The following is a 22,011-nucleotide window of genomic DNA, read 5'->3' on the forward strand; positions in this document are numbered from 1 at the left end:
GCATGTCCCTCGGGACATGCCTTTTCTATATGCTATAACGTTTCCGAATTCATATGAATAAATAAAATAATACCAGCAACCATAAGTACCATAATGCTACCTGCAAATAGTGTAATACCAATAAACATTAAACTTGTGCTCATATCTACTGATACACTTTCAATAAAAATAGAAATTACATACGTGATAAGGGCAATTCCTGCAAGAATACTTCCTGGAACAAATCGCTTTAAGCCATTTTGTTTTAACGTCATATATGCAAAAATAGCAGTCATACAAAGCGTAATTATCCAAAGAACGATCATCTCTTCTCCCCCCTCACAAGCCTTTTCTTTCTATTATACATGACATTGCCCTATAATAGGTAAATTTGCACTTATGTGACATATAACAAGGAATCATACAATTTATAGAGAAATCTTCTAAATAAGCTATAAACTAGGGAGAATTTCAATTGGAAGATGATATTGTAGGATATTTTAAACAAGTAGAGTGATTCGATTAAATTACAATTGACTTAGACAAAGATGAAACCATTATTACTGGCCATGTGAAACAATATGACCCTTCTAGATTTGAACAGTTAATACAAAGTTTTAAAACGCACTGCCCAAACATGCCTTGAACATAATTTACGAAGCGCTGAAGAACTTTTTGCATTTTGGAAAAGAAATTGACCACTAGGAAAATATGGATATTTTTCATATAAATTGATATAATTACCATATACAAATATTCTTTGTAAGGGAGTGTTCATAATGATTTGGATTTCACTAATCGTATTAGCTTATTTCATCATTCTCGTCCCAATACAGTACAACTACATTAAAATGCTCAAAGAAAAACAGAAAAAAATGAATGTCTCACAAAACGAACTATATGACAACATGTCTTATGAAGAATCCCAAGTACATTACCATTATCAAAGTAACGTATTTACAATACCTGCTTCGCTTGTCGCAAGTATTATTTATAAAGTGAAACATGCAGCATAATGTGTACGCTGTAAAATTATTGTTTGAGTCTGTTCATACTGGTGAGCCTGATCCTACGAAAATTGATGAGCATTATGAAGAGAATCACGATACACTTTTTGAAGAAAGTATTATTCTTGTTAAGGCAAACAGTTTAGAAGAAGCTCATGAACTAGGTGAAAAGATAGCTATACAATCGGAGCACACATACGATAATATGTATGATGAGCAAATCACATGGACGTTCCGAAAAGTGTTACATGTGTTTGAATTAGACGATACGCCATTTGAAACTGGAAAAGAATTGTACGCAAGATTTTTACACGTTAAGAAAAATGAAACTGTAGATACAGTAATTGAAAAATATTATCCTGAATATGAATAAAAGCTCACAGCAATCGCTGTGAGCTTTTTTATACTTACTTCGTTGAATCTCTAAATTGGATACGGTGAGGTAAGATAACAGTGTGATCTTCCACTTTTTCTTTGTTCATATACTTTGTTAATAGACGCATTGCTACTGCACCGATATCATACATCGGTTGTACAACTGTTGAAAGTTGCGGACGAACCATTAATGCAAGGCGTGTATTATCAAAACCAAGTACTTCTACATCAGTTGGTACGTTTAATCCAGCGTCTTGTGCTGCATGGATTACACCTAGTGCCATTTCATCAGACGATACGAAGATTGCTGTTGGCTTTTCATCATTGCTCCAAAGCTTTTCGAATGCTTCGATACCTGAGTCATATGTGTAATCTCCATCGATTACAAGATTTTCATCATATGAAATACCTTCTTCTTCTAAAGCTTTTTTATAACCTTGTAACTTTTTCGCGCTTCCCGCTTTATCAATGAATGGACCAGAGACGAAACCGATACGCTTATGTCCTTGCTCAATAAAGTGCTTCATTGCATCGTAAGCTGCTTGTGTATAATCAATATTTACTGATGGCGTTTCATTTTGCTCATCGAATGACGCTGCTAATACAATTGGTACTGGAGATTTTTTAAATTCTTCAATGTGAATGTCTGTAATATCTTCACCCATGAAAACAATTCCGTCCACTTGCTTTCCAAGCATCGTATTTAATAAATGGAACTCTTTCTCTTTGTTTTGGTCAGAGTTACTTAAAATGATGTTATATTTGTACATTGTTGCGATATCTTCAATTCCACGTGCAAGTTCTGCATAAAACGTATTTGAGATATCAGGAATAATAACACCTACTGTAGTTGTCTTCTTACTTGCTAGTCCACGTGCTACCGCATTTGGTCGGTACCCTAAACGATCAATTGCTTCTAATACTTTCTTTCTTGTTGTAGGCTTTACATTTGGGTTACCGTTCACAACGCGTGATACGGTAGCCATTGAAACGTTCGCTTCGCGCGCTACATCATAGATTGTTACGTTCATCTCATCGCACACTCCTTCTATTTTTGTTATCTATTTTTATGTATCGGTTACTTGAATGAAAAAAAGACATCAACTCTATTTGCAGATGCCACCAATCGTCCCGAGTTCTTCCTTTTACTAATGATACGATAAAAACGCAGGCTCATACAATATTTTCCCGCAAAAGTTTCGAAAAAATTCGCTTCTTTTCTCGTATTTTCGTATTTTTTATGAAAAAAGAGCATTTTTTGTAAAAAAATAGATGTTTCCTAAGTAGAAATCTTATTTTAAGCGGTACGATAGTAAATGAAATTTATATCGACGATTTTTCGAATATATGAACCGTAACTCGAAATATATCAGCGATTTTCCAAATATATCTACCACAACTCTAATTATATCAGCGATTTTTTAAATATATCAACTTACCAACAAAAATCGACAATGACAGTCTCTATACAGATGCCCCAAAACACCTTATTGGAACAGCTCATTAAAAGTTTTTATAATTTACTTCCAAATGATTTTAATTCATTCATAAAATCATTGAACTGCGGAATATTCATTTGCTGCGCCTCATCTGATAAAGCTACAGCGGGATTTGGATGTACTTCAGCCATAATTGCGTCTGCACCAATTGCCATCGCTGCTTTTGCAGTTGATAAGAGAAGGTCACGTCGCCCTGTAGAATGCGTTACATCGACAACAACAGGTAATGTGTTTCTTTCTTTAAAATCGGTACAGCGGAAATATCAAGCGTCTTACGCGTCACTCTTTCATACGTGCGAATACCTCGTTCACATAAAATAATGTTCCCATTTCCCTTTGCCATCATATATTCTGCCGCATTAATGAATTCTTCAATCGTTGCTGATAGACCACGTTTTAATAATACTGGTTTATTTACAGCACCAGCTGCCCTTAGCAAATCAAAGTTTTGCATATTGTGAGTGCCAATTTGAATAACATCAACGTAATCTAATGACATCTCAAATATCATTTGGATTTAAAATTTGTAATCCTGCTAATCCAAGACCTTGAAAATCATACGGTGAAGTATGTGGCTTGAAAGCACCACCACGCATTAATTTCAACAATCGTATCTTCTATTTTTTCTTACAAGACACAAGTAGTGCTTTACGATAATCCTCTTCTTGTAACTCTAAACCAACTTGAAAAATTTGTTTGAAAATATGTTGTAAAGTCGAAGTTTCAAATGGACCATTATTATTCTCTACAATTAAATCCAGCATATTTCTTTCACGTACAGGATCAAAACGTTTCACACCTTATACTTCTTTTAAAGTACCAACTTCTTGTACGAGACGACCTCTTTCGTTTAATAACTCTAATATTTGTAAATTAAGTTGATCAATTTCAGAACGTAAACGACCTAATTGTTGTGATGCCATAAAAAAGCCACATCTTTCAAATTCCTATATATTACTTTTTTAAGATAACTTATTATAGTTGATACATATACGATTGTCACACGATATACAGCAATGAATTACCATCAAAAAACATTGTATATTTTCATTTAAAATAAAAAAAAGACAGTTTACATACTGTCTTTTTTACAAGAAGGAAACAAACGGTTTATCACTGTTTTTCTCTTTTATAATAACGGCCTCAATTTTACTCTCGGACTTGATCTGTAATTGTACTTTCGCATCTTTAGGCAATTTGTCCAACATACCTTGCGCAGCCAATTGGGTAAGAGCCATTAATTCTGTTTTACCGTTATATTTAATAACAATATTCATATTTAATGTATCCATTTGATCTTTCTTATAAGAAACTTTTGCGTTGACTGGAATAAAATCTCCAGTAGAAAAACCTTTTATTTCCTTAGCAAAGTTAGTTATTTTTGTATTATCTTCTCCATGTGCTTGTGTAAATTCATCAGAAGGATATGAATACGACTTTTCATCAATTGTACTCCAATTTCCAAGGTTCGTATCATTTTTTTGAACAGTAGCACTAGCAATATACGTACCATTTTTTAAAGAACTTGTACTTTCTTGCTTAAAGATAGCAAACGTAATTGGAGATTTGTTATATTTATCATTTTTGTTAATAGCTTCAATAAGTTGTTTAGCAACTTCAGACCCTTTAGACATAGCTTCTTCATTCGATACACTTGAAGACATAGCTAAGCCAATCATAACACCAGATAAACTTAATTCATTTGAATTCTGTTTTCCGAAATAGTCTTGTTCTATAATATTCGTCAAAACTGGCGCTTCTACTTTCGCAACTAGTTCATCAACTAGTTTCTCTGGAATATACTGATTTAATTGCAGTACGTGGCTCTCTGTATCAAATTGCTGCGTTGCAATATTTATTAAACCATTTTCATACTCTGCTAAATCTAATTTAGAATTTGTTTTTATATTAGCTGTATTAATAACCTTTTGTTCTTTTAAAGGAATAACAGTTCTATAATAATCTTTAGAAACAGCAGTTCTCGGAATCATACTTTTTTCTTTTGTATCTTTTTGTATAACTTCATCCTTCTTACTAATCGTATTACTATTGTTACTACAAGCTCCCAGTAATAAACTTACGACTGCGAAGGATAATGCCATTTTCTTCATTACTTAAAACCTACTTTCAACAATCTAGTTATTTAGTTTGAACTATTAATAGTGTACCATTAAATATATTTCAACAAAAACAAAAAAAAGAAGCAAGCACCTTTAGCTTGCTTCTTTTTACTTTATATTCTCTTCTAAAGCATCTTTTTTAATATTCCAATGAGATGTATTCCATACTACCATACCATCTTTTATGTATAATACTTGCGGGGATTCATGTCTAATACTGTATTGTTCTGCAACACGATTTGACACATCTCTTGCATCTTGTACGTATAAGTAATACGCTGGCACTTCTCTTTCTTCACTGCAATACGCTTGAAATTCTGTGTATGCACCGTGACTAATCGGGCATGTCGTACTATGTTTAAAAAGAACATACGGCTCATTCTTTTCTACTAAGACTTCAAGCTCTTCAATTGTTTCAAGCTTTGTCATATTCATCACGATTCACCTCTCATACGAAATCTAGAGCGCTTCTCTTTCTTTTCAGCGTTTTTCTCAATTCTTTCTAATTTACGCTCTTCTTTTTCAACCTTCTTCTCTTGTCTCGACGCACGGTAATGATTGTATACTTCAATCGCCGCACTGCTCCACTGTACAACTTGCGCTACTTTATCAGCGTTATTTTCAATTTCGTCCGTTACAGAGTCTGATACATTACGAAGCTTCGTATTTAAGGATTGGATTGTCGTTCCAATCCCATCTACACCCGCTACCACTTTATTTAATGACTGTGACTTCTGTTGAATATCATCAGCTAACGCATTCGTTTTATGTAATAATTGCTCTGTCTCTACGCTAATTCCTTGCATTTGTTTTTCTAAACCTTCTAACGTGCTTGCAACGTTTTCTAACGTCTTCTGAACCGATAACAACGTTCTGCATACATACACTACTAATACTGCGAAAGCAACCGCGATAATAGCCGCACTTACATATAAAAGAACTTGCATTTCATCACTTCCTTTATCTTTTTCATACTTTCCCCTATTATACAATCATTTTCCGTTTCATTCTAATCCCTATCTCATCATTAGAATTTTCATACTTATTCGTTAACTGTAACATAAATCATTCAACAAATTCCACTAAGTAGGTTACAATAGGAGAGGATACATAATTAGTAGGGAGGCTTTACATATGAAAGATCCACGTATTGAAAAGTTAGCATACAATTTAATTAACTACTCTATCCGCTTACAAAAAGGTGAAAAAGTATTAATTGAAAACTTTGGCTTACAAAAAGAACTTGTAACTGCACTTGTAAAAGAAGCATATGCAGCTGGTGGTTTCCCATTCGTCTCTTTAAAAGATCATCAAGTAGATCGCTCTTTATTAATGGGTGCTACTGAAGAACATTTCGAACAAATCGCTGCATATGAAGCAAGCGTAATGAAAGACATGGACGCTTATATCGGTCTTCGCTCTGGCGATAATATTAATGAACAAGCTGACGTTCCAAGTGAGCGTATGAAAGTTCATGGCCAAACAGTTGGCAAAAAAGTTCATAGAGACATTCGCGTTCCAAAAACACGCTGGGTTGTTCTTCGCTACCCAAATGCTTCTATGGCACAGCTTGCTAAAATGAGTACAGAAGCTTTCGAAGACTTCTACTTTGAAGTATGTAACTTAGACTACGGTAAAATGGATAAGGCGATGGATAGCCTTGTTACATTAATGAATAAAACAGATAAAGTTCGTTTAACTGGTCCTGGAACTGACTTAACATTCTCTATTAAAGACATTCCAGCAATTAAATGCTCAGGTCATTTAAACATTCCAGATGGTGAAGTATACTCTGCACCAGTTCGTGACTCTGTTAACGGTACAGTTTCTTACAACACACCATCTCCTTACAACGGTTATACATTTGAAAATGTACAACTTAAGTTCGAGAACGGCCAAATCGTTGAAGCAACTGCAAACGATTCAGAACGCATTAATAAAATCTTCGATACAGACGAAGGCGCACGCTACGTTGGTGAATTCGCAATCGGCGTAAACCCATACATCTTACATCCAATGGGAGACATCCTATTCGATGAAAAAATCGATGGCAGCTTCCACTTCACTCCTGGACAAGCTTACGACGATGCATGGAATGGTAACAACTCAAACATCCATTGGGACTTAGTATGCATCCAACGCCCTGAATACGGCGGCGGTGAAATTTACTTCGACGACGTACTAATCCGTAAAGACGGACGCTTCGTTGTACCTGAATTAGAAGCTTTAAACCCAGAAAACTTAAAATAATAAAAAACGCTCGGAATTATATCCGAGCGTTTTTTATTATCCTCACCCTATATCGATCTACTGTTCTTACTTTTTGTTTGCTGAAAATGAAAATAATATAAAAGTGCCACTGTGATAGTACCTATTAATATTGGTACATATAAAGGCAGGTTCCATTTCATATTTACCCTAGTGCAGATAGCAAACACAAGCAAAATTTCCAAACAAAACAAAGGTTTTACATATTTCATTTCTTACCTACCATTTCTATTTTCACATGTGGATTTTCTTTCTCAATAAGCGCCAAAAATTCATTCATATTTTGCGGCATCGCAATTATATGTACTTTATATGCATTCGTCGTAATTTCAAGCGATTTCCCAACTTGACGAATTATTCTTATCTCTTTCAATACAATATCGTCATTTAAAACACCGTACTTTAATACGCCATTTTCTACTTTATGTTTTTTAATAAATACTTCCCAAACAAGTGGTACATTTACAATGAAGCATAAACCCATCCCAATCAACGCCGATATCCAATGCGCTTTATTAGTGAAAAGCATGAAAATTGGATATATACACATAAAAGCTAACGTAAGACAAACAAAAATGACTACTGACTTACTTCTTTGAATTGGAAAGTTCATACCTACACCCCCTAATCCAAATTATACCACTATTTCCATTTTGGTTCATAGAAAAAGGCCATTTCTAAATGACCTTTTACACAATGTACCTATAAAATTTCTTATCTACCTGTAACACTGGAAAATTTTTCGGCAACTGATCTATACTCACACTTTGAAAACCATTCTTTTCATAAAAACGATGTGCCGCTAAAAATTTTACTGTTGTTCCTAAGTAAATATCTTTCAATTTTTTATCCTCAGCCCATGAAATTGCTGTTTGAAGCAACATATGTGATGCGCCCCATTCTTTTCCGCGAAACTCTTTTTGTACGAACATTTTTCTTAGCGCTACTTGATGATTCTCAATATCTAATAAAGCTACTGTTCCAACTACTTTACCATCATAAATTGCTACCCAAAAGTTTCCGTGATCCTTTTGATAGAATATTTCTATTTCAAGTAAATCAGGTTGCTCTTCTTTCGTAATGGGAACATTATACTCTTTTTGCTGAATATGAACGATAAGATCTACTACTTCCTCTTGAAACGTACTTTCATACGGAACAATACGAATTTTCTCGTTCATCGAATTTCTTTCCACTCTGAAGCTAATAAACTATATACAGCGACATCATGGAAATGATCATATAACCATTCTTCATCTCGTAAAATACCATCTAACTTAAACCCTAAACGCTCTGGAATAGCGCGACTTTTCACATTTTCAACACCGCATCGGATTTCCATTTTATTTAATTTTAAATTCTCAAATGCATATTGAAGCACAGCCTTCACGCTACGCGTCATAACGCCTTTTCCTCCAGTATCTTCTGCAAGGTAATACCCAAGACTCGCGGCTTTCTTCCCCCAGCTCACTGGATGAATACCTACCATCCCAACGAGCTTTCCTTTGTAACGTATACCACTTTCAAAACCGTCTCCCTCTGCAAACTTCTTTAACCACATCGGAAAAATTTCATCATAAGCATCAGCAGATTTTGTCCCATCTACCCAAGGGAGCCATTTCCGTAAATGATTACGGTTTTGATCTAATAATTGATATAATTCCTCTTTATGATGTTTTTCTAGTAATTGTAGTTCGATTTCGTCATCTACTCGGAGTGTGAACATGCTTTTTAGTCCCCTTTTTAGTTTTCTTATTATTCTAACATTTTTAGGTGTAAAAAGTTAAATATTAACACTTTCTTTTGATTTTCTTTGTATAAAACCAGAAGAATACGATACTCCCGTAATAACTAATATCATTCCTACAGATTGTGCAGATGTTATATTGACTCCTTCAATAAAAGAAATAAGTATTGTAACAACAGGCACTAGATTAAAAAATAATGATGTCCTTGCTGCACCAATTTGAGCAATTCCATTATTCCACCATAAGTAACCAAGCACACTCATTCCAATTGCCATAAAGAGAATTGCTCCCCATGCCAACAAAGGAATTTCTAAAACTGGTACTATACTTTTTTGTGTAGAAGATATGATAATAAAGGCGAGTGCACCAATAGTCATCGTATATGTCGTCGTTTGTATTGGATTACCAGTTTTAATAAACCGTCTGCCTAGCACGCCGTATAACGCCCAGCAAATATTCCCCAATAAAATATAAAAATCCCCTTTTGAAAATGATAAATGTTGTAGTATTGTAAACGAACCTTGTGTAAGTACAAAAACAACGCCAATTAGTGCAAGTAACATTCCAATAGCTTGGCGCTTCACAATTTTCTCTCGTAAAATGACACTTGCTAACAGCGTCGTAACGAGAGGATTTGTCGCCATAATAAGTGCACCATTAACAGCTTCTGTATATTTCATTCCTAAAAAGAAAAAGAAGTTAAAGCCGAATACACCAACAATACCTAGCAAAAGATAATAGGTCCTATTCTGCATCCATACTTTCAAATCAAAATCTTTTCGTATTTTTAACAAACATAACATCACAAATGCAGCAATCCCAAAACGCCATGCTGCTATATGAATTACGTCGAAATACTGCACCGCATATTTCGACGCATTAAATGTCCCACCAGTAAATATCGCAAAACCTAATAACTGCGTATATACTTTATTTTTCATTGCCGGCCTCCAAGTCCTTATCTTCTAGAAAACCGTAATAAATTTCTAACTTCTCCTCCGTTAGCTGAACAACTTTTTGCAATTGTTCCTGCTGTTCTTTTAATCGCTCCAAGTGCGTTGTTAAAATGGAAATTCTCTTTTTTACTTTCGCTGGTACTTCCTCTTTCTTCTGCCTAATTTCCTCTATAATGCACCCATCACTTGCAAACTCAGCCATCTCTTCTAATGACATCCCAGTTTGTTTTAATGAATATAAAAATTTTAATAAACGTACATCGCCTTCTGTATATTGACGAATACCGCTATATCGCGTTGGTGGTGGTAATAAACCTAATTTCTCATAGTAGCGCAAAGTGTGAATGCCCATCCCTGTTAATTCTGCTACTTCACCGATTTTATACATGTTCTCTCCCCCTTGTTTTTACATTTTCATCTTACAACCTAGAGTTAGCTCTAGGTCAATACATAAATAAAAGTTGAACACAACAAAAAAGACGCACAGCCACCGCTATGCGTCTTTTCTATTATTTCTCTGCAACTTGAACTTCTTTTACGTAAGCTGCTTCGAATTTTTGGATGTCACCTGCGCCCATGAAAATTAGAACGCCGTTTTTATGTTTCTTTAATACATCCGTTGTTGTATCTGTAATTAATTCTGCACCGTCAATACGCTTTTGCAGATCTTCGATTGTTAATTCACCTTTGTTTTCACGTGCTGATCCGAAAATATCACATAAGTATACTTGGTCAGCTTTGCTTAGGCTTTCTGCGAACTCATCTAAGAACTTTTCTGTACGTGAGAATGTATGTGGCTGGAATACAGCGACAATTTCACGCTCTGGATGTTTTTGACGAGCAGCTTCAATCGTTGCATTAATTTCTGTCGGATGGTGTGCGTAGTCATCGATGATTACTTGCTCTCCCATCGGCTTTTCATTAAAGCGACGTTTTACGCCTTCAAAAGTTGTTAATTGATGTTTTACTGCTTCTACATCAACGTTTTCATAATGACAAAGCGCGATTACTGCTAATGCATTTAATACGCTATGGTTGCCGTATCCTGTAATTTTGAACGTGTCATAGTACGTATTACGAACGAATACATCGAATATCGTGCCATCTGTTCTCTTTTGAATGTTACGTGCTTGGAAATCATTATCTTCTCCAAATCCATAGAAAATAACAGGTACTTTCGCTTGAATTTTTTGAAGTTCTTCATCATCTCCACATGCAATAATGCCTTTTTTCACTTGCAATGCCATCTCTTGGAATGCACTGAATACATCATTGATGTCTGCAAAATAATCTGGATGATCAAAATCAATATTCGTCATAATTGCATAGTCTGGATTGTAAGACAAGAAATGACGACGATACTCACAAGCTTCAAATACAAAATACTTACTATTTTCTACCCCATGCCCTGTTCCATCTCCAATAAGGTAAGATGTCGGGTGTGCACCTTGCATTACATGGGCTAACAAACCTGTTGTTGATGTTTTTCCGTGTGCACCAGTTACAGCAACACTTGTGTATTGGCTCATCAGGTCACCTAAGAAGTGATGGTAACGATGGACTGGGATGTTTAATTCTTTTGCTGCTACGATTTCTTCATGCGTATCAGGAAATGCATTTCCTGCAATAATCACTTGTCCTTCTTCTACATTATTCTTATCAAAAGGAAGGATCGAGATACTACGCTTTTCCAACGCTGTTTGTGTAAAGAAACGCTTTTCATAATCAGACCCTTGAACAGTATGCTTCATATCATGAAGAATTTGCGCTAATGAACTCATTCCTGTTCCTTTAATTCCTACAAAATGGTAAACTGTCATCTTAAAGAACCTCCAACATTTCGAACTAATACAACGGCCTATCTATAAGACAGTATATGAATCTTTTCTTATTTTGGTAATCATCATACATTTTTGATGTAGTGAAGTTATTCTTTCCCTTCACTTATCAGGATAAACTCGTACGTACTTCTTTATATGTCCATAACAAGTCCATTATAGCAAAAAAGAAGCCGCTATACTATGATAACAGAAAAACTGATAGGGTCAATCACCTATCAGTTTTTCTCTCTTTTACATATCTTCTCTTTTTTCTAATTGAACACGCTCTAAACGCGGGTTTGGACGATATTTACGACCAGCTTTTGCTTCTGGTTTCCCATTTAACTCTACATTATCACCAGTAAAGCCAATATTCATTTTTAACAAGCTACTTCCTACCCCGTATATGTCAACAGGTACCTTTTGAGCTTCAAATTCACGAATACGCTTTTCATCAAATCCACCAGTTACAACGATGTCTACATGCTGGAATCCTTCTTCATCAAGCGCCTTGCGAAGTGCAAATACAAGCGATGGGTTTACACCACGTGGATCAAATGTTCCAAGTACTTCTGGGTGGCGAATAAAGTATTGATCAATCATTGTGCGAGACGTATCTACACGCACACCTTTTAATGTTGATCCAAATTCACGCGCTACACGAAGTGCATCTGTAATAACATCATTATTGTAATCAATGAGTACAACTAATTCATCTTCTGGGAATTTCTTATGATATGCTTTTGCCGCTTCTACAACATCACCATTAAACATTTGAATTAATGCGTGAGGCATTGTCCCCATACCACTTCTGCCCCACCATTCATTCATCGCATGCGTCGCTTGTGCGCTCATACCTCCGATGTATGCTGCATAACCATCACCAGCTTGTTGTGTATAATGATCGTCACGATCTCCCATGAAAATAACTGGTTTTTCTTTATCTACACTACGTGCAGCTTGGACAACATTATATACGTTTGTTGCAACCGATGTACGACGAGCTAAAATCCCATCAATTACACCTTCTAAAAATCCGAAATTCTCATAAGGACCATGAATTGTTAACACTGTTTCAAATGGACTAATTTTATCGCCATCTTTTAAAGAGTGAATCTCAAGTTCCTCAGGATTTTTAGCGAATGTTTGCAGCAATGCAATCACTTCATCCGTTCCGCAAAGGACTGCATTTTCTTTTTGGAAAAATTGCATCGTTACAACACTTTTCGGGCGAAATTCTTCAATAATTTCTCTAGTTTTTAAAAAGTAAACGGCGGAGAACCAACCTTCCCCAACGCGTTCGTCAAATTTAAATGTTTTATTTGTTAGTCGATTTATTTCACCTTTTAATTTTAATTCAATTTCTTTCATGTCGCTTTACTCCCTACTTTACTATCCAACATTTTCTATTAGTATACAGCAAAACCGTGGACTATACATTCGTTTCCTGCATAGCAGCAAATTCATCCTCAGAAATAAGGACATCTCTCGGCTTAGTTCCTCTCGCTTCAGAAATAATCCCTTGCGATTCCATCTCTTCAATGAGACGTGCTGCGCGATTATAACCAATACGGAATTTTCGCTGTACAGAAGATGTGGACGCTCCCCCTTGTTCTACAACAAATTGACATGCATCAAAGAACAGCTCATCTTCCGACTCAGCCTGTTCTGTTTTCGCTAATAAATCCTCTTGCTTAAATAAGTAATTCGGCTTCATTTGCTTTCTCACATGATCAACTGTTTTTTCAATCTCATCATCCGATACATATACACCTTGTACACGAACTGGCTTAGATGTGCCGTTCCCTAAAAATAACATATCACCACGGCCAAGTAATTTTTCCGCGCCCCCAATATCGATAATCGTACGTGAATCAACTTGAGATGATACAGTAAACGCAATACGCGTTGGAATATTTGATTTAATTAAACCTGTAATAACATCTACAGATGGACGCTGCGTCGCAACTAATAAATGAATGCCACAAGCACGTGCTTTTTGCGCAATACGACAAATCGCTTCCTCAACATCACCCGGTGCTACCATCATTAAATCGGCTAACTCATCAATAACGATAACGATATAAGGTAATGTCTCACCTGGAATATCTCGCTCGCTTACAATTGTATTATAGCGAGTTAAATCACGAGCACCAGCATGAGCAAACAATTCATAACGACGCTCCATTTCATCAACTGCCCACTTTAACGCAGCTGTCGCTGCTTTTACATCCGTAATAACAGGTGCTACAAGATGCGGAACAGAATTGTATGGCGCAAGCTCAACCATCTTCGGATCAATTAACATTAACTTTACTTCATGTGGTTTCGCTTTATATAAAATACTCGTTAAAATCGCGTTAATACACACACTTTTACCTGAACCCGTTGCACCCGCAATGAGTCCGTGCGGCATTTTTCGAATATCCGTTACAATTGGATCCCCTGAAATATCAAGTCCAAGCGCAACAGTAAGCGGTGATTCACTCTTTGTAAACACAGGACTTCTTAAAATCTCGCGAAGAAATACTGGCTTACTTTCTTTATTTGGAACTTCAATTCCAATTGCACTCTTCCCTGGAATCGGCGCTTCAATACGAATATCTTTCGCAGCTAAACTTAACTTAATATCATCACTTAAATTTGTAATTTTATTTACTTTCACGCCTGGGTCTGGTTGCACTTCAAAACGAGTTACTGCTGGCCCTTGCGATACATTAATAACATGTGCTCCAACATGAAAATTATTAAACGTTGTATCTAATAATTCTTTTTGCTCATCTAACCATTCTGTATTATCTAGCGCTGATTGCTGTGGAATTGACAACAACGCTAATGGTGGAACAGTATATGTCGGTGGTGTGTGCAATACATTTCGCATATCGTTCTCTCTTTGATTTACAACATATGCCTTCTCTTTTACTTCCGTACTTGAAATTGGCTTTTGTACTTGCTCTACCACTACTTGCTGCATTGGTTGTTCTTCCACTTGTGGTTCTGCTACTACTTGCTGCATTGGTTGTTCTTCCACTTGTGGTTCTGCTACTACTTGCTGCATTGGTTGCTCTTCCACTTGTGATTCTACTACCACTTGCTGCATTGGTTGCTCTTCCACTTGTGATTCTACTACCACTTGCTGCATTGGTTGTTCTTTCACTTGTGGTTCTACTACTACTTGCTGCATTGGTTGCTCTTCCACTTGTGGTTCTGCTACTACTTGCTGCACTGGGCTTTCTTCCACTTGTGGTTCTGCTACTACTTGCTGCATTGGTTGTTCTTCCACTTGTGGTTCTGCTACTACTTGCTGCACTGGGCTTTCTTCCACTTGTGATTCTACTACCACCTGCTGCATTGGCTGTTCTTCCACTTGTGGTTCTGCTAACTCTTGTTGTACTGGCTTATTCTCTACTCGTACATTAGCAGAAGGCTGCATTGCATTTGCTCTAGCTGCATGTCTTTCCATTAATCGTGTTCTATCTTGTTTCAACATAACAACATTAAATGGTACATGACGCTTTTTCTCACGTTTTGGTTCTTCTTTTTTTACAACGGGTTGTTCTTCTACGACCGGCACTTCTTCTTCAACTGATTGCTCTTCTACGACCGGTGCTTCTTCTTCAACTCGTTTATTTTCTTCTGTTTCTGCAATTAAAACATTCGCAAAGCTTTGAACATCGTTCTTTGTCTGTTCATCAGCCTCAGCTACATGTATGAATTCATTGTTTTGTTCAATTACTTCATCTTCTTGCTGAATTTCCTCAAGTGCTACAAATGTCTCTACTACAGGCGCTTTTGTTTCTGCGATCACTTCTACTTCTTCTAGCTCTTCTGTTTCCGCAATTACTTCCACTTCTTCTAGCTCTTCCGTTTCCGCAATTACTTCTACTTCTTCTAGCTCTTCTGTTTCCGCAATTACTTCCACTTCTTCTAGCTCTTCCGTTTCCGCAATCACTTCTACTTCTTCTAGCTCTTCTGTTTCCGCAATTACTTCCACTTCTTCTGACTCTTCTGCTTCTGCGATTACTTCTACTTCTTCTGACTCTTCCGTTTCTGCAATTACTTCTACTTCTTCTAGCTCTTCCGTTTCCGCAATTACTTCCACTTCTTCTAGCTCTTCCGTTTCCGCAATTACTTCTACTTCTTCTAGCTCTTCTGTTTCCGCAATTACTTCTACTTCTTCTGACTCTTCCGTTTCTGCAATTACTTCCACTTCTTCTGATTCTTCTGTTTCTGCGATTACTTCCACTTCTTCTGATTCTTCTGTTTCTGCAATTACTTCTACTTCTTCTAGCTCTTCTGTTTCTGCAATCACTTCTACTTCTTCTGACTCTTCCGTTTCTGCAATCACTTCTACTTCTTCTAGCTCTTCTGTTTCTGCAATCACTTCTACTTCTTCTAGCTCTTCTGTTTCTGCAATCACTTCTACTTCTTCTGACTCTTCCGTTTCTGCAATTACTTCTTCTGGCTCTTCTGTTTCTGCAATTACTTCTACTTCTTCTAGCTCTTCTGTTTCTGTAATTACTTCCACTTCTTCTAGCTCTTCTGTTTCTGTAATTACTTCCACTTCTTCTAGCTCTTCTGTTTCTGTAATTACTTCCACTTCTTCTAGCTCTTCTGTTTCTGTAATTACTTCCACTTCTTCTAGCTCTTCTGGTATTTCCACAATGATTGTTTCTTCAAGTTTTTCTTCTGCTTTGACAATCACTGATTCTTCTGGAGCTTGCTTTTCTACTTCAATAGTAGGTTGTTTTATTTCTGTATTACGTTTAATTTCTTCTGATAATATTGTATCCTCGTGCTCTACTTTAGAAGCTACTAATTCTTCTTGTAGATTGTTTTCGTTTAACACCACTACATCTTTTTCTAGCTTAGCACTTTCCATCTGCTCAGCTACTGTTTTATGAAGTAATTCATCCGCTGAAACTTCCTGCGGTGTACTCATTTCTTTAATCACTTCTTTTTCTTCTACTAAAGGCACTTGGCGTTCAATTTCATAACCGTTTTTCTCTAGCCATTGATCAACAACTGATTTTTCTTCTTTTTTGCCCTGTTGGCCTTTCTGTTCAACTACTTCACCTGGAGCAGAAGACGTTGCTTGCCCTTCTGAGAAATCAGATAATTTATATCCTTTTTTCTCTAACCATGCATCAACAACTGCTTTTCCCTCTACAGATATTTCAAGATCTTCTCTTTCTTTTACTTCCTCCTGCTTTTCAACCTTTTTCTCTACTGAAGGACGATTATATCCATAAATTGGCGAAATCATTTCTGTTGGACGAAATGGTCTACGGTTACTCTCTTGCGAAGGTGCAGATACCTTTTTAACGACAGACTCCCGCACCGGTTCATATTGCACTTCCGGCTCTTCATATGTAGAAACTACCTTTTCCACATACGGTCGTCTGCTTCTTTCCACCTTTATTCCTCTTTGGGCAGTCGGTTCTTCATATGCTACTCCTTGAACAGGTTGTTCTTCAAAGCGATTTACTTCGCTTTCATCCTCTTCATCGAACCCATTATCCGGTACTAAAGGAAAACGGCATTTACCTGCATTCCTACTTGCCATTTGTGCTTCTCTTGCTTCAGTGTAGTGGTTTACACGAGGAATTTTCGGCTGACTTTCAATTTGCTTTGGTACTTCTTTATTCATCGCTGTTTGTTCTTCCTCTTTGTTAAACAGCTTTTTCATCCAATCTAACATGCTTACCACTCTTTCTACTAAATAGTAACATCCTTTATTGTATCAGCATTCGGCAAAAAGTGCAGGTAAAATTAAGCATGTCATATTTATCCACAATATTCTAATTTACGAGTGTTTTCATATGGAAAAACGCAGCCTTTCATGTAAGACTGCGTTTAAGCTTTACTCTTCCGATATGCATCTACACTATCCGTTACACTTTGCAATAAAGAATTTACATACTGCGGGTCAGATAATTTTTTGTCTTCTTCATAGTTTGACATAAACCCAAGTTCTAATAGTACGCCAGGTACTTTGGACCAATTGAATCCAGAAAGGTCATCCCTAAATTTAATTCCATTTACTTTCACTTGCTGATTTTCTCTCATTTTATTTACTATCGTTTGAGAGATTTGAAGACTTTCCGCATAAATCTCTTTCGTATACGGACTTCCTTCTGCCGGCGTCAATACAGCAAATCCACTTTGGTTTGGATTTTCAGAACCATCTGCATGAAGACGTAAAAATAAATTAGCCTTATGATTATTTGCGAATGTCGCCCGTTCTTTATTACTTATATCAACGTCTTGTGACGTTCTTGTCATTAACACTTGTATCCCTTTTTCTTCAAGCTTTTCTTTTAATAAAAAAGCCATTTCTAATACAAGTACAGCCTCTCTCTTTTTCGTCACAACACCTGTTGTACCGTCTGTCACTTTATATTTTTGCGTTGTTGCCCCCGGTCCAATCGGCTCTAAATTTAAATTCGCTTTTTGTTGATGCCCTGGATCAATAACGACGAGAAACTTTCCTTGCTTTTCATTACTCTCTACTTTTTGTTCATTATTTTGCACTGGTTGCTCAATTGGCTGCACTGGCGTAGTTTCTTCTTTCTTTCCCTCGGCTGATACTTCCTCTTGCCTATGTTCTACTTGCGATACTTCGTTCTTTTCTTGTTCTTGCTGCTTTTCTACCGGTGCGTCTTCTTTGGTATCTTTGTTTTTCTCTTGTATAGAAGATGTAGTTTCTTTTTTCGGCTGCTCTTGTGAACAACCGGCCATATATATTCCAATGAATGCAATCATGCTCATTATTTTTATATACTTCATACTTCTCTCCCATCACTTTGCACCGGATTCAAAGTTTTTCTTATAATTGCCCTATAATCTCATCCATATTTCCAATATAAACTGGCTGCCATGTTTCTGTACCACGTTCTGCAGTATAAACTGGATAAGCGTCATCATCTATATTTACGAAAACTGGATCGCCCATATCCGTTTCATATCCAATTGCAATCCATCCTTCTTGCCACTTTCCGTTTTCTTCACTTATTAATGACTTTTTATGTTTATCATATCGGTAACCGATTTGTCCTTTTTCTAATTCACTTTCACTAAACACATATATTTCATAAGTACCTAGCTCAACATCTTGCTGTTTTGAAGTTTCAATTCGTTTTAGAAGTTCTGCGATTTTTGGTTGTTGTTTCATACGTCTATCCCCTTCTATTTTTCTAAATTTTAACTAGTTTGTTTATAAAATACAATATAGATTTTAAGACAAAAGGTGACACCTTTATCATATTTACGATTTTTTGAGTATATCTATCACAACTCTCAATATATTAACGATTCAACACGAAATTTCGACTTACCAACAAAAATGACAAAAAAGAGAGGCTGCCCAAAAGGACAACCTCTCTTTTCTTATATCAATTAAAATTTAAATTCTTGTCCAACTTCAAAACTATCTTCTAATACAAGAATACCTTTTTCTTGTGGAGCGTCTGGAAGCTCTAATTCACGTGCAGAGCAGATCATTCCAGAAGAAGGAACACCGCGAAGCTCAGCTGGCTTGATTAACATACCGCTTGGCATTACAGCACCGATTTTTGCAACGACAACTTTTTGTCCTGCATCAACGTTTGGTGCGCCACATACGATTTGTAATGTTTCTGTACCGATTTCTACTTTACAGATGTTTAACTTATCAGCATTTGGATGCTTTTCTTTTTCAGCTACATAACCTACAACAAATTTTGGAGAAAGATCTGCTTCTACTGTTTCTTCAAAGCCGTTCTTCGCTAAAATTTCGTTGATTTTCTCAACAAGCTCTTTCGTTAATGTAAGGTTACCTGTTTCTGTTACTTCTAAATAAGAAGATGCATTAAAGATGTTGAATCCTCCCGTTACGTTGCTTTCACGATCATAAACGCGAGCAACATCTCCTTTGCGATCAAAAGTACGGTTCTCTAAAGTAATATCTTGTAAGGCAACAATTAAAGTGTCACCAATTCCTTCAAGGTTGTAAAAAACGTTCACTTCGTTCATCCTTTCTCTTTTCCATCTGTCTTCTTCCGATTCTTCGCTAAAATAAAGATTGGTTCAAAGTCTCCATCTTCATATACGAATGAAAGTGATGTAATCGGAACATGCCCTTCGGCAAAAAATTTCATTGTCATTTGTGCAATAATATCATAACCGATTTCGTTAACGATATCAGCAATAATTAATACATCTTGGTGAGGAACAGCAACAACCATGTCACCAGAAATCTTTTCACGCATCGATTGTAGTAACGATTCGTTTAAAATACGCGTCGCGTCATATCCATCATTTGTGTTTAAAAAGTAGAATGTATTACCCGCTACTGTGTCTTGTTTAAATTCATAACCTAATGAACGAGCATTGAATAATGCCATTTCACGTACTTGCTGTTCTGTAAGTTCTAATTTTTGTAACAGACGCTCATCGATTAGTCGATACGTTTTATTCGAATCTAACGCATAGTAAATACGTGTTTCCGCCGTATGATCCGTCATAATAAACGGATTTCCTTCTTCTGCTTGTTTCGGGAAAGAAGTAGAGCGAATAACAGGTAAAATTTTCGCTCCGCTATTTTCTTCTTTATGCATCGCAATTAGCGCTTCTTGTACATAATAAGCAACCTCTTCAATTGCTTTTTCTTTATTCACTTCCCATTTTGCCACAACTCCTGGAAGCGATACGTTAATACCTTTTTTAGAGTCTTTCTGTTCAATACGTAGAACTTCTTTCTCGCTATCATACTGAAAGTCCCATTCTGGGCGAGATAATTTCTTCATTAACTCGTCTTTCATCTTTTTACTTGTCATCTTCATCTCTTTTTCCTCCCTTCCAAAAAAATAACCTCCCCCGCGAAGGTAGAGGTTGTTTTACAATTCAATTGGCAAATTGCCTTATTTTAAACCTTCAATAAACTCTTCGATTTGTTCTTGTGTTTTACGATCTTTGTTTACATAGCGACCAGTTTCTTCACCCTTATTGTACGCTACAAAGCTCGGAATGCCAAATACGTCTAATTTTACACATAGATCAATAAACTCATCACGATCTACATAGTAAAATGAGAAATCACTATATTTCTCTTCTACTTCTGGCATAAATGGGTCTACAAAACGGCAGTCTGGGCACCATTCTGCTGAGAACATAAAGACTACATTCTCTTCATTTTTTAATTGTTGGAATTGCTCCATGCTTTCTAATGACTTCATCTATATTTCCTCCTCTAACGAGTGCATGTTTTCATGTTATAATCTTTCTTTTATACTACCATACATCACGCATGGTGCAAGGTTTATGCTTGCTTTTCGTCATACTTATATTGCCCAACAAGTAACTTAACAACGTGTACAAATAATTCCGTGCGATCAACATAATCATCTGTAAAAATACCGATTGCACCTTCGTGACTACGAATATCTTTTCTATGTACAAACTCTTCCATCACTTCACTTAACTCCTTGCCCTCTTCAAGAGGTGCTAAAAAATCATCCGGTAACGTAATACGTGCCCCGCCGGCAACAAATATTTTACCATCACTTGTTGCTAGCGCGCCCCAATTACACATAAATAAACCGTACTCCGTTTTCATTACGCCGCCTTCTAGCCCAATACCAATTTGAGCTCCTCCTTCCTCTAGCGCTCGCTTCGCTCTATTAATCGCTCCTTGCATCGTCTCTTCATCTGAAAACGGCTGATTTGCTACTCCTGAAGGAACAGAAAGAGATGTAATTTCAGCATCTTTCCAAACCTTCTCCACAGCGCCAACCTTCGTTTTATTCTTCGATCCAACTACTACCTTCATTTCGTTCACCTCTATAAAAATTCATCATTCTATTCTAATATCCGCATCAGATACGAATTAAGTATCAACCACTACCACATATCACCAAGTCATCTATTCAGCCTAAAAAAGAAGGTTTTTTCTAGCAACATTACCGTCTGCGAAAACAAAAACAGCCTTCCTCTCACTTCCTACTTGGAGTCTTCATACATCATTCGAACACCAATTAAGCACTGACCGCTCCCAATCATCGCTGGGTCATCTATTCAACCTAAAAAAAGAAGGGTTTTTCTAACAACATTATCGTCTGCGAAAACAAAAACAGCCTTCCTCTCACTTCCTACTTGGGGTCTTCATACATCATTCGAACACCAATTAAGCACTGACCGCTCCCAATCATCGCTGGGTCATCTCTTCAACCTAAAAAAAGAAGGGTTTTTCGCCCTTCTTCT

The 22,011-nt window shown here is 36.6% G+C and carries 23 protein-coding genes and 1 pseudogene; 3 read left to right on the top strand and 21 right to left on the bottom strand.

Annotation, left to right across the window (positions count from 1 at the left end):
• Nucleotides 1-32 precede the first annotated feature (32 nt).
• Nucleotides 33-305, bottom strand: coding sequence for a DUF3917 domain-containing protein (locus MHH27_RS24320; protein WP_000636589.1), 273 nt, complete (start codon nucleotides 303-305; stop codon nucleotides 33-35).
• Nucleotides 306-758: 453 nt separating this feature from the next.
• Here MHH27_RS24320 and MHH27_RS24325 point away from each other — a divergent pair, with 453 nt between their 5' ends.
• Both MHH27_RS24325 and MHH27_RS24330 read left to right on the top strand, forming a co-directional pair.
• On the top strand, nucleotides 759-995 hold the full coding sequence (locus MHH27_RS24325) for a DUF3949 domain-containing protein (RefSeq protein WP_000637899.1): 237 nt from the start codon (nucleotides 759-761) through the stop codon (nucleotides 993-995).
• A 1-nt stretch (nucleotide 996) separates the two neighbouring features.
• Entirely contained in the window at nucleotides 997-1,359 is a 363-nt protein-coding gene (locus tag MHH27_RS24330) for a DUF4288 domain-containing protein (RefSeq protein ID WP_053565471.1), read from the top strand.
• Between the two features lie 34 nt (nucleotides 1,360-1,393).
• Here the strand turns inward: MHH27_RS24330 and ccpA are convergent, their stop codons facing one another.
• The 5 genes and pseudogenes from ccpA to MHH27_RS24355 all read right to left on the bottom strand — a co-directional run bounded on the left by ccpA (nucleotide 1,394) and on the right by MHH27_RS24355 (nucleotide 5,927).
• Nucleotides 1,394-2,392: a catabolite control protein A gene (gene ccpA, locus MHH27_RS24335; RefSeq protein ID WP_001103303.1), complete on the bottom strand. Its 999-nt coding sequence runs from the start codon at nucleotides 2,390-2,392 to the stop codon at nucleotides 1,394-1,396.
• A gap of 482 nt (nucleotides 2,393-2,874) precedes the next feature.
• Nucleotides 2,875-3,783 (bottom strand): annotated as a pseudogene (locus tag MHH27_RS24340) (bifunctional 3-deoxy-7-phosphoheptulonate synthase/chorismate mutase).
• A 165-nt stretch (nucleotides 3,784-3,948) separates the two neighbouring features.
• Nucleotides 3,949-4,971, bottom strand: a complete 1,023-nt coding sequence (locus MHH27_RS24345) for a CamS family sex pheromone protein (RefSeq protein ID WP_000738029.1) — start codon at nucleotides 4,969-4,971, stop codon at nucleotides 3,949-3,951.
• Nucleotides 4,972-5,088: 117 nt separating this feature from the next.
• On the bottom strand, nucleotides 5,089-5,415 hold the full coding sequence (gene ytxJ, locus MHH27_RS24350) for a bacillithiol system redox-active protein YtxJ (protein ID WP_001057469.1): 327 nt from the start codon (nucleotides 5,413-5,415) through the stop codon (nucleotides 5,089-5,091).
• Nucleotides 5,415-5,927 (bottom strand): DUF948 domain-containing protein, encoded by a 513-nt coding sequence (locus tag MHH27_RS24355; RefSeq protein WP_001197721.1) that lies wholly within the window; start codon nucleotides 5,925-5,927, stop codon nucleotides 5,415-5,417. The genes ytxJ and MHH27_RS24355 overlap by 1 nt, the downstream gene beginning before the upstream one ends.
• Nucleotides 5,928-6,114: 187 nt before the next feature.
• On the opposite strand from MHH27_RS24355, the gene MHH27_RS24360 reads away from it, so the two are divergent.
• Nucleotides 6,115-7,230, top strand: a complete 1,116-nt coding sequence (locus MHH27_RS24360) for an aminopeptidase (protein WP_000654729.1) — start codon at nucleotides 6,115-6,117, stop codon at nucleotides 7,228-7,230.
• Between the two features lie 47 nt (nucleotides 7,231-7,277).
• Here MHH27_RS24360 and MHH27_RS24365 read toward each other — a convergent pair whose 3' ends face one another.
• The 15 genes from MHH27_RS24365 to MHH27_RS24435 all read right to left on the bottom strand — a co-directional run bounded on the left by MHH27_RS24365 (nucleotide 7,278) and on the right by MHH27_RS24435 (nucleotide 21,580).
• Nucleotides 7,278-7,460, bottom strand: a complete 183-nt coding sequence (locus MHH27_RS24365; RefSeq protein WP_075718459.1) for a hypothetical protein — start codon at nucleotides 7,458-7,460, stop codon at nucleotides 7,278-7,280.
• The gene (locus MHH27_RS24370; protein ID WP_090976875.1) at nucleotides 7,457-7,861 is read right to left on the bottom strand and encodes a PH domain-containing protein; all 405 of its coding nucleotides are present in this window, start codon (nucleotides 7,859-7,861) and stop codon (nucleotides 7,457-7,459) included. The genes MHH27_RS24365 and MHH27_RS24370 overlap by 4 nt, the downstream gene beginning before the upstream one ends.
• A gap of 76 nt (nucleotides 7,862-7,937) precedes the next feature.
• Complete coding sequence (locus MHH27_RS24375; protein ID WP_075718455.1) at nucleotides 7,938-8,429, bottom strand: GNAT family N-acetyltransferase; 492 nt, start codon at nucleotides 8,427-8,429, stop codon at nucleotides 7,938-7,940.
• On the bottom strand, nucleotides 8,426-8,974 hold the full coding sequence (locus tag MHH27_RS24380) for a GNAT family N-acetyltransferase (protein ID WP_075718453.1): 549 nt from the start codon (nucleotides 8,972-8,974) through the stop codon (nucleotides 8,426-8,428). The genes MHH27_RS24375 and MHH27_RS24380 overlap by 4 nt, the downstream gene beginning before the upstream one ends.
• Nucleotides 8,975-9,031: 57 nt before the next feature.
• A complete protein-coding gene (locus MHH27_RS24385) occupies nucleotides 9,032-9,937 on the bottom strand; it encodes a DMT family transporter (protein WP_000792469.1) in 906 nt (301 codons plus the stop codon).
• Entirely contained in the window at nucleotides 9,927-10,340 is a 414-nt protein-coding gene (locus MHH27_RS24390) for a MerR family transcriptional regulator (RefSeq protein WP_000276604.1), read from the bottom strand. Before MHH27_RS24390 ends, MHH27_RS24385 begins: the two co-directional genes overlap by 11 nt.
• A gap of 121 nt (nucleotides 10,341-10,461) precedes the next feature.
• Complete coding sequence (gene murC / locus MHH27_RS24395; protein ID WP_000219468.1) at nucleotides 10,462-11,772, bottom strand: UDP-N-acetylmuramate--L-alanine ligase; 1,311 nt, start codon at nucleotides 11,770-11,772, stop codon at nucleotides 10,462-10,464.
• Between the two features lie 252 nt (nucleotides 11,773-12,024).
• Entirely contained in the window at nucleotides 12,025-13,143 is a 1,119-nt protein-coding gene (locus MHH27_RS24400) for a nicotinate phosphoribosyltransferase (RefSeq protein WP_016080041.1), read from the bottom strand.
• A gap of 61 nt (nucleotides 13,144-13,204) precedes the next feature.
• Entirely contained in the window at nucleotides 13,205-17,473 is a 4,269-nt protein-coding gene (locus MHH27_RS24405) for a DNA translocase FtsK (RefSeq protein WP_340944392.1), read from the bottom strand.
• A 155-nt stretch (nucleotides 17,474-17,628) separates the two neighbouring features.
• Nucleotides 17,629-18,561 carry an N-acetylmuramoyl-L-alanine amidase gene (locus MHH27_RS24410; protein WP_142670011.1) on the bottom strand — a complete coding sequence of 311 codons (933 nt, stop codon included), beginning with the start codon at nucleotides 18,559-18,561 and terminating at the stop codon, nucleotides 17,629-17,631.
• 40 nt (nucleotides 18,562-18,601) lie between these two features.
• Nucleotides 18,602-18,946 carry a hypothetical protein gene (locus MHH27_RS24415; protein ID WP_000813348.1) on the bottom strand — a complete coding sequence of 115 codons (345 nt, stop codon included), beginning with the start codon at nucleotides 18,944-18,946 and terminating at the stop codon, nucleotides 18,602-18,604.
• 224 nt (nucleotides 18,947-19,170) lie between these two features.
• Nucleotides 19,171-19,785, bottom strand: a complete 615-nt coding sequence (gene ytpR / locus MHH27_RS24420) for a YtpR family tRNA-binding protein (RefSeq protein ID WP_001006777.1) — start codon at nucleotides 19,783-19,785, stop codon at nucleotides 19,171-19,173.
• On the bottom strand, nucleotides 19,782-20,594 hold the full coding sequence (locus MHH27_RS24425; protein WP_000784605.1) for a DUF1444 domain-containing protein: 813 nt from the start codon (nucleotides 20,592-20,594) through the stop codon (nucleotides 19,782-19,784). Before MHH27_RS24425 ends, ytpR begins: the two co-directional genes overlap by 4 nt.
• A gap of 78 nt (nucleotides 20,595-20,672) precedes the next feature.
• A complete protein-coding gene (locus MHH27_RS24430) occupies nucleotides 20,673-20,987 on the bottom strand; it encodes a thioredoxin family protein (RefSeq protein WP_000838193.1) in 315 nt (104 codons plus the stop codon).
• 83 nt (nucleotides 20,988-21,070) lie between these two features.
• Nucleotides 21,071-21,580 (bottom strand): DUF84 family protein, encoded by a 510-nt coding sequence (locus tag MHH27_RS24435; protein WP_000869932.1) that lies wholly within the window; start codon nucleotides 21,578-21,580, stop codon nucleotides 21,071-21,073.
• Between the last annotated feature and the right edge of the window lie 431 nt (nucleotides 21,581-22,011).

Origin of the sequence: Bacillus sp. FSL L8-0152, from assembly GCF_038006365.1 — a bacterium.
GTDB lineage: Bacteria > Bacillota > Bacilli > Bacillales > Bacillaceae_G > Bacillus_A > Bacillus_A cereus.

What these genes read in the sequence shown, in the direction of transcription:
- murC (WP_000219468.1), bottom strand. Translation starts at nt 11,772, where the DNA reads ATGACAGTTTACCATTTTGTAGGAATTAAAGGAACAGGAATGAGTTCA.
- ytxJ (WP_001057469.1), bottom strand. Translation starts at nt 5,415, where the DNA reads ATGAATATGACAAAGCTTGAAACAATTGAAGAGCTTGAAGTCTTAGTA.
- MHH27_RS24375 (WP_075718455.1), bottom strand. Translation starts at nt 8,429, where the DNA reads ATGAACGAGAAAATTCGTATTGTTCCGTATGAAAGTACGTTTCAAGAG.
- MHH27_RS24355 (WP_001197721.1), bottom strand. Translation starts at nt 5,927, where the DNA reads ATGCAAGTTCTTTTATATGTAAGTGCGGCTATTATCGCGGTTGCTTTC.
- MHH27_RS24390 (WP_000276604.1), bottom strand. Translation starts at nt 10,340, where the DNA reads ATGTATAAAATCGGTGAAGTAGCAGAATTAACAGGGATGGGCATTCAC.
- MHH27_RS24430 (WP_000838193.1), bottom strand. Translation starts at nt 20,987, where the DNA reads ATGAAGTCATTAGAAAGCATGGAGCAATTCCAACAATTAAAAAATGAA.
- MHH27_RS24325 (WP_000637899.1), top strand. Translation starts at nt 759, where the DNA reads ATGATTTGGATTTCACTAATCGTATTAGCTTATTTCATCATTCTCGTC.
- MHH27_RS24360 (WP_000654729.1), top strand. Translation starts at nt 6,115, where the DNA reads ATGAAAGATCCACGTATTGAAAAGTTAGCATACAATTTAATTAACTAC.
- MHH27_RS24435 (WP_000869932.1), bottom strand. Translation starts at nt 21,580, where the DNA reads ATGAAGGTAGTAGTTGGATCGAAGAATAAAACGAAGGTTGGCGCTGTG.
- MHH27_RS24320 (WP_000636589.1), bottom strand. Translation starts at nt 305, where the DNA reads ATGATCGTTCTTTGGATAATTACGCTTTGTATGACTGCTATTTTTGCA.
- ytpR (WP_001006777.1), bottom strand. Translation starts at nt 19,785, where the DNA reads ATGAACGAAGTGAACGTTTTTTACAACCTTGAAGGAATTGGTGACACT.
- MHH27_RS24400 (WP_016080041.1), bottom strand. Translation starts at nt 13,143, where the DNA reads ATGAAAGAAATTGAATTAAAATTAAAAGGTGAAATAAATCGACTAACA.
- MHH27_RS24370 (WP_090976875.1), bottom strand. Translation starts at nt 7,861, where the DNA reads ATGAACTTTCCAATTCAAAGAAGTAAGTCAGTAGTCATTTTTGTTTGT.
- MHH27_RS24380 (WP_075718453.1), bottom strand. Translation starts at nt 8,974, where the DNA reads ATGTTCACACTCCGAGTAGATGACGAAATCGAACTACAATTACTAGAA.
- MHH27_RS24405 (WP_340944392.1), bottom strand. Translation starts at nt 17,473, where the DNA reads ATGTTAGATTGGATGAAAAAGCTGTTTAACAAAGAGGAAGAACAAACA.
- MHH27_RS24425 (WP_000784605.1), bottom strand. Translation starts at nt 20,594, where the DNA reads ATGAAGATGACAAGTAAAAAGATGAAAGACGAGTTAATGAAGAAATTA.
- MHH27_RS24410 (WP_142670011.1), bottom strand. Translation starts at nt 18,561, where the DNA reads ATGAAGTATATAAAAATAATGAGCATGATTGCATTCATTGGAATATAT.
- MHH27_RS24385 (WP_000792469.1), bottom strand. Translation starts at nt 9,937, where the DNA reads ATGAAAAATAAAGTATATACGCAGTTATTAGGTTTTGCGATATTTACT.
- MHH27_RS24415 (WP_000813348.1), bottom strand. Translation starts at nt 18,946, where the DNA reads ATGAAACAACAACCAAAAATCGCAGAACTTCTAAAACGAATTGAAACT.
- MHH27_RS24365 (WP_075718459.1), bottom strand. Translation starts at nt 7,460, where the DNA reads ATGAAATATGTAAAACCTTTGTTTTGTTTGGAAATTTTGCTTGTGTTT.
- MHH27_RS24345 (WP_000738029.1), bottom strand. Translation starts at nt 4,971, where the DNA reads ATGAAGAAAATGGCATTATCCTTCGCAGTCGTAAGTTTATTACTGGGA.
- ccpA (WP_001103303.1), bottom strand. Translation starts at nt 2,392, where the DNA reads ATGAACGTAACAATCTATGATGTAGCGCGCGAAGCGAACGTTTCAATG.